The following is a 5,773-nucleotide window of genomic DNA, read 5'->3' on the forward strand; positions in this document are numbered from 1 at the left end:
GGGGACTGTTTTGGTACAAGACAAAGCGTCTGTAGCCCTCTCTGGGCTTGCCATCAAGGTAAAATCGTTGAAGATAGTCATCATGGGCCTCTTCAAAGAAGGGCAAGAGTGCATCAAACTGCTCGATGGTATAGCCTGTCATAGCCAAAAAACGAGTGGGGTTGGTTCGCCATTGGGTCGATTTCATCAGGCAAAGGTCGCGTGTGTAGATAAACAATCAAATTGACTTAATCTCTATTAACTCCATACCCACTAAGGGATAGCGACGAATTTTTCAGCCGCTGGCCGGTCCGCCGGTGCGGTCGTCATTTATGGGGCCGGGGTTATTTTGTGGCTACGTCGGGCAATATTACGGATGAGGTGATTTTGGAGTACATCAAAAATCAAGATGCAACCGAAAGCGATGATGAGTTTACCATCACGGACTAGCTTAAGTCGGCTTCAGCCGAACCTAAATCTATCGGCTTTTAGCCGATAGTAGTTTAATCGATAGCAACATAGCGAGTTCATTTAATAGTATTCATTATCCTTTTATTGGACGAAAATGGCAAGGGAAGCCTGTACGGCTATAAACATGTTAGATGCGTAAAGAAAACGCGAGGCAACTTGTACCAGAAGCCTGTCGATGGGTTATCGAGCTATTTTGTGCTTGAAGGAAACGGAGCAGTACTGTCCTTGTAAAATCACTTGATTTGTAGAAAAAAGGTGAACTGGAGTTATAGTTCCAGCCCACCTCTTTAACGGGTTATCCCTACTTCAATGGCTTGCCGTTCATATCGAACATCAGGTCTTTACCGCCCACTTCGGCCTCATACTTTTTCACGCCCGACGCGTCGACAATGATGGCTGCCTCGCTGATTTTTTTGCCCGGCATCTGCTTCGCCACATAGTCGCGCACAGTAGCGGGCAGTTCAGACACGGTAATGTCGGTCTCGGTTTCTTTTAGCGTACCCTGACCGTCCATAACGACCGACATCGTTTTACCCTTTTCCTTGAAACTGGCCTCGTAACCACCATCTTCTTTGTCCCATTTTACGGCCGTAGCCTGCGGGTGGAGTTTGGTGAAGGCCGCTTTGGCCGCCCCCGGAATCGACTGGGCGCAGGAAACACCCACGATTCCGAATAATCCAAGCATCGTACTTAACACGTACTTTTTCATGGTCTGATTGATTTGGTTGATTAATTTGGTTTAACTGCTACAAACATACCGGCCAAATATGGAGACAGTCTGGATTATCAAAAACAGAAGGTTGACTGGTAAACCGGTAAATAATCCAGTATTTATTCAGATTCTGTCTGCACCTTGTCCCAATGAAACTGCTCCTCGTTGAAGACGAACCCGAACTGGCCGCCGACATTGTTGCGTACCTGACTCAGGAAGGCTACCGCTGCGAATGGGTGGCGACCTTTTCGGCGGCTGCCGAGAAAATTGTTCTCTACCAATACGAATGTGTAATCGTTGACATTACCCTGCCCGGCGGCAATGGTCTTGATTTGGTGCGGACGCTCAAGAAGTTAGATAGCCAGACGGGAGTCATTATTATTTCGGCCAAAGACGCGCTGGCGGATAAAGTTACCGGTTTGCAACTTGGAGCCGACGATTACATGACCAAACCCTTTCACTTAGCCGAACTCAGTGCGCGGCTACAGTCGGTGGTGCGTCGGCGGCACTTTGGGGGACGCAATGAAATAACCGTGCGGGGTATTACCGTCCGGCCCGATGCCTTCCAGGTTCTGATCAACAACCAGCCCCTAGACCTGACCCGCAAAGAATACGATCTGTTGCTGTTTCTGATGGCCAATCCGGGACGGGTACTCACCAAAGAAGCCATTGCCGAACACCTTTGGGGCGACAACATGGACCAGGCCGATTCGCTCGATGTCATCTACTCGCATGTCAAAAACCTGCGCCGGAAAATTAACGAGCTGGGTGAAACCGACAGCATCAAAACCGTATACGGGCTGGGTTATAAATTTGAATTATAAATGAAACTACTGGACCGTACTCTTCGGACGTACCTGTTGTATTCGGCACTGATTATGCTCATCAGCACCCCTGTTTTCTATCTCGTCATTGAGCAACTGTTTATCGACCAGGTCGATGAAAACCTGTGGGAGCGCAAACAAACCATCCAGCAGCAACTCAACCGCTTTGCCAATCCCCAGGCCCTTTACACCTGGCGCGACTTGGAGGGCAATACCCGGCTGCACCCCACTACGGCCAAAACGTCCCCTGCCGATACGATTTATGATGTGGTTTTTCAGCAGCCGGAGACTCCCGGACAGACTGAGGCCGAACTTTTTCGCGAACTCTCGGCCCGGCTCTCGTACCGGGGCCAGCCGGTGCGGCTGCTAACCCGTATCTCACTGGTAGAAAAAGAAGACCTGCTCAGTACCGTTGTGTTGGTGCAGACCGGCCTGCTAACCCTGCTGCTAGTTGGGCTGCTGTTGCTGAACCGACGGGCGGCCCGGCGGCTCTGGCTTCCTTTCTACCAGACGCTGGACCGATTGCGGCAGTACCGGGTCGAGCAACCCGGACCGCTGGACCTTCCCCCTTCAGATACTACTGAATTTGACGGGTTGAACCAGGCCCTGAACGAACTGACCCGGCGCAGCCACCTGTCCTATGCCGACCAGAAAGAGTTTACCGAAAATGCGGCCCACGAAATGCAGACACCGGTGGCCTTATTGCAGACCCGGCTCGAACGCCTGACCCAAACGCAGCCCCTGACCCCCGAACAGGCCGAACTGATTGGTTCGCTTAACGGCGTAACGGCCCGCCTGACCAGACTCAATAAAAGTCTGCTGCTGCTGGCCCGCGTCGATAATCAGCAGTATACCAAAGTCGAATCGGTTGTCCTGGCCGACGTGCTGAACAGTCTGATCAGCCAGGCTGTCGAAACAATACAAGCCAAAACCATTACGCTATCCCGAACGGGTTTCGCCAACGGCCCCACGCTGCCAGTCAACCGGATGTTGCTGGACATCATGCTGGCCAATCTGATCACGAATGCCGTGCGGTACACGCCCCCCGGCGGCCGCATCACGATTGAATTACACTCGCGGTCGCTGCGTATCGCCAACACGGGTGAACGGCTGTCGATTCCCCCCGACCGGCTGTTTGCCCGCTTTCAAAAAGGCGAAGCCCAGACCGGGGGTATCGGGCTGGGGCTGGCCATTACCAAAAAAATTGCCGACACCTATCGTTATACGCTGGGCTACCACTACGCTGATGGGCAACATCAGTTTGTGGTCTGGTTCGGCTGACTCCAGATTGTCTCCAGCATCAGCCCGTAGCTTTCGGTCTGTATGTAATCAACCGTTATGGGAATTGATCTGGAAAATAAAACCGCTACTGCCCCGGCCGTATTTAGACTTACTCAAAAGTGGAGGCTACCAAATGGGAAGCTGGCAGGTGTCTGGGTGCTGGCCGGTTGTCTGCACCTGAGCAGCCCCACAATGGCTCAACCGCTCGTTACTGCGGCTGATTCAAACCGGACGCCAACCCATCCGGCCTTCAAACCCGCGCACTACATTGTGCCGACTCTGTTGATGGCGGGCGGGCTGCTGACGCAGGGGGCAATCAGTCGGCAGGTGCATGACCGGGTTGTCGGGCAATACCCCAATTTTACATCTCACACGGACGATATAGCCCAGTTTGCGCCCACGCTGGCGGTGCTGGGGCTGGGTGCCGCCGGGGTGAAGGGACAACACGCGTTTGGCGATCAGATTGCCCTGACGGCACTTTCGCACGGCCTGGCGCAGACCATTGTCGCTTACCCTCGTCCTGATGGCGTGGGCCATGATGCATTTCCGTCAGGACACACCACCTTTGTCTTTACCAGCGCGGCTCTGCTGGCCCATGAATACGGTGGCCAAGATGCCTGGTAAACCGTAGGAGGTTATTCCATAGCTACCGGCGTTGGGGCGTTTCGGATACTTAAAAACCGGCACTGGCTGGCCGACGTACTGTTTGGGGCGGGTGTGGGCATGGGGGCTACCGAAGCCGTATATCAGGCCTACCCCTGGCTGAAGCACCTGGTTGTTCGCCGGAATAACATGGCTCTCGCCCCCTTTTACAATGGAACAACTGGTGGGGCGTATTTCCTAGCCGCTTTTAGCGGCAGTAATACCAATACCTATTGACATGTTACCTTAACCCGTTCAACAATCATGCAAACCAACCAGAATTCCCTCAATAAAGTAGCTCAAATCACGCTTTTCTTCTGGATCATGAAGGTGCTGGCCACCACCCTCGGCGAAGTACTGGGCGACTTCTTTTCGATGACCCTGAACCTCGGCTATATCATCAGCCTCGGCATCACCGTGGGGCTATTCGTAGTTGTACTGGCCATTCAGTTGCGGGCCGAACGGCTGCACACCGTGCTCTACTGGTTAGTCATCATCGGCACCACCACCGTCGGCACTGAAATCTCCGACCTGATGGACCGAACCCTGGGGCTGGGCTACGCGCTCGGCTCACTGATCTTATTCGCGGGCTTGTTACTCACACTGTTCCTGTGGCACCGAAAAGAAGGCAAAATTCGGGTCTATCCCATTACTGACACCGGCGTTGAAGCCTTCTACTGGATTGCCATCCTTTTCTCCAACAGTCTGGGTACGGCCTTCGGCGATTATTTGAGCGACAACATCGGCCTGAGCTACGGGGTCGGTGCACTGGTAACGGGCGGCATCATTGTGGTGGTCGTGTTGCTGCATTATTACTCCAGCATCAACCGGATTTTCCTGTTTTGGGTGGCTTTCATTTTTACCCGTCCGTTCGGGGCTACGTTCGGCGATCTGCTGACCAAGCCGCTCGACAAGGGTGGGCTGAATTTTGGCCGGGGCCTGGCCGCGCTGATCACGGCGGGGCTGCTATTTGCGGTGATGTGGTATTCGTCCCGAAAGCAGCCCGAAAACAACTGGGGTGAAAAATAAACGGTGTGATAGCCGTAAGGTCGTCCACCGACCATTTGGTTCATAGACCAGCTCGACAATGAATCAGCCTTGTTTTCTTAATTTTAATCGACTTTGTTGCCTCAACAAAGTCATTTGTATTCGTCATGTATGAGGCCAATAGGATCAAACAACTTATCCATCTACTCGGTCGTATTTCGGTGTCGACTCATTGTTATGTATGAAACTGAAGCAATTATGACAACAAAAAAGACAATATTTACGGTTGCCACTGCGATTCCTAATCCACCATCTTTTGGGGCTTGAATAAGTAAATCACCTAACGATGCACCAATTGGTCTTGTGACAATAAATGCTATCCAAAATGCTAAGACATCACTTATAATTTTGAAATAGTTTAAAGCACCGGCCAGAATAAAAATCGAACCAAAAATAAGTAGAGAGTAAAAATAACCTACACTTAAATACTCTGATACCGTATCGCCAACGCCGGTTCCTAAAGCAAATGTGGTTAAAACTATTATCCAATAAAACTTTTCTCTATTATCGTTATTTATTTCATGGATAGACAGCGTATTTTCTTAGGTGCATTTCAAAACTACTTATCACCTATTAAGGTTATTGGTGACTAATTGCCAGCGGCCACTTTTAGCCGCTACTCGCAGGTTGAGCATCGCCTGAGCCCCCGGGTTGGTCCAACGTTGACCACTGCGCTTCATCCGGCACTGGATCACCGTGCGATGAGCCGCTTCCATTGGGCCACTGCCAATCAGCAAACCCCGATTTCTGAAACTACCGTACTGCATCCGGGATCGGTTCGCTTCCAGATAAGCCATTAACCGAGTACGTTCTGCTT

8 protein-coding genes and 2 pseudogenes are annotated in these 5,773 nt (G+C 51.7%); 6 read left to right on the forward strand and 4 right to left on the reverse strand.

Annotation, left to right across the window (positions count from 1 at the left end):
* Positions 1–187: hypothetical protein (locus B157_RS38155; protein WP_425423191.1), on the reverse strand; the 187-nt coding region annotated here is incomplete at its 3' end.
* Positions 188–273: 86 nt separating this feature from the next.
* Here B157_RS38155 and B157_RS40435 point away from each other — a divergent pair.
* Positions 274–429, forward strand: a pseudogene (locus B157_RS40435) (transposase); the annotation flags it as partial.
* A gap of 322 nt (positions 430–751) precedes the next feature.
* Here the strand turns inward: B157_RS40435 and B157_RS0109865 are convergent.
* Positions 752–1,159, reverse strand: coding sequence for a PepSY-like domain-containing protein (locus tag B157_RS0109865; protein ID WP_020603172.1), 408 nt, complete (start codon positions 1,157–1,159; stop codon positions 752–754).
* Positions 1,160–1,311: 152 nt separating this feature from the next.
* Here B157_RS0109865 and B157_RS0109870 point away from each other — a divergent pair, with 152 nt between their 5' ends.
* From B157_RS0109870 to B157_RS0109885, 5 genes are all read left to right on the forward strand, one after another.
* Positions 1,312–1,986, forward strand: a complete 675-nt coding sequence (locus B157_RS0109870) for a response regulator transcription factor (protein ID WP_020603173.1) — start codon at positions 1,312–1,314, stop codon at positions 1,984–1,986.
* Complete coding sequence (locus tag B157_RS0109875; protein ID WP_020603174.1) at positions 1,987–3,267, forward strand: sensor histidine kinase; 1,281 nt, start codon at positions 1,987–1,989, stop codon at positions 3,265–3,267.
* A gap of 57 nt (positions 3,268–3,324) precedes the next feature.
* Positions 3,325–3,891 carry a phosphatase PAP2 family protein gene (locus tag B157_RS36765; RefSeq protein WP_020603175.1) on the forward strand — a complete coding sequence of 189 codons (567 nt, stop codon included), beginning with the start codon at positions 3,325–3,327 and terminating at the stop codon, positions 3,889–3,891.
* A 99-nt stretch (positions 3,892–3,990) separates the two neighbouring features.
* The gene (locus B157_RS38160; protein ID WP_157618364.1) at positions 3,991–4,146 is read left to right on the forward strand and encodes a hypothetical protein; all 156 of its coding nucleotides are present in this window, start codon (positions 3,991–3,993) and stop codon (positions 4,144–4,146) included.
* Between the two features lie 27 nt (positions 4,147–4,173).
* Positions 4,174–4,938 (forward strand): COG4705 family protein, encoded by a 765-nt coding sequence (locus B157_RS0109885; protein WP_020603177.1) that lies wholly within the window; start codon positions 4,174–4,176, stop codon positions 4,936–4,938.
* A 161-nt stretch (positions 4,939–5,099) separates the two neighbouring features.
* On the opposite strand, the gene B157_RS40440 is transcribed toward B157_RS0109885, so the two are convergent.
* Positions 5,100–5,489 (reverse strand): COG4705 family protein, encoded by a 390-nt coding sequence (locus B157_RS40440; RefSeq protein ID WP_157618365.1) that lies wholly within the window; start codon positions 5,487–5,489, stop codon positions 5,100–5,102.
* 33 nt (positions 5,490–5,522) lie between these two features.
* A pseudogene (locus B157_RS38955) lies at positions 5,523–5,773 on the reverse strand (ISLre2-like element ISRsl1 family transposase); the annotation flags it as partial.

This window comes from Spirosoma spitsbergense DSM 19989 (assembly GCF_000374085.1).
In the GTDB taxonomy this organism is placed as follows: domain Bacteria; phylum Bacteroidota; class Bacteroidia; order Cytophagales; family Spirosomataceae; genus Spirosoma; species Spirosoma spitsbergense.

Bases quoted from the DNA above. Each gene is read 5' to 3' on its own strand.
- B157_RS0109885 (WP_020603177.1), top strand. From the start codon at position 4,174: ATGCAAACCAACCAGAATTCCCTCAATAAAGTAGCTCAAATCACGCTT.
- B157_RS0109865 (WP_020603172.1), bottom strand. From the start codon at position 1,159: ATGAAAAAGTACGTGTTAAGTACGATGCTTGGATTATTCGGAATCGTG.
- B157_RS36765 (WP_020603175.1), top strand. From the start codon at position 3,325: ATGGGAATTGATCTGGAAAATAAAACCGCTACTGCCCCGGCCGTATTT.
- B157_RS0109870 (WP_020603173.1), top strand. From the start codon at position 1,312: ATGAAACTGCTCCTCGTTGAAGACGAACCCGAACTGGCCGCCGACATT.
- B157_RS0109875 (WP_020603174.1), top strand. From the start codon at position 1,987: ATGAAACTACTGGACCGTACTCTTCGGACGTACCTGTTGTATTCGGCA.
- B157_RS38160 (WP_157618364.1), top strand. From the start codon at position 3,991: ATGGGGGCTACCGAAGCCGTATATCAGGCCTACCCCTGGCTGAAGCAC.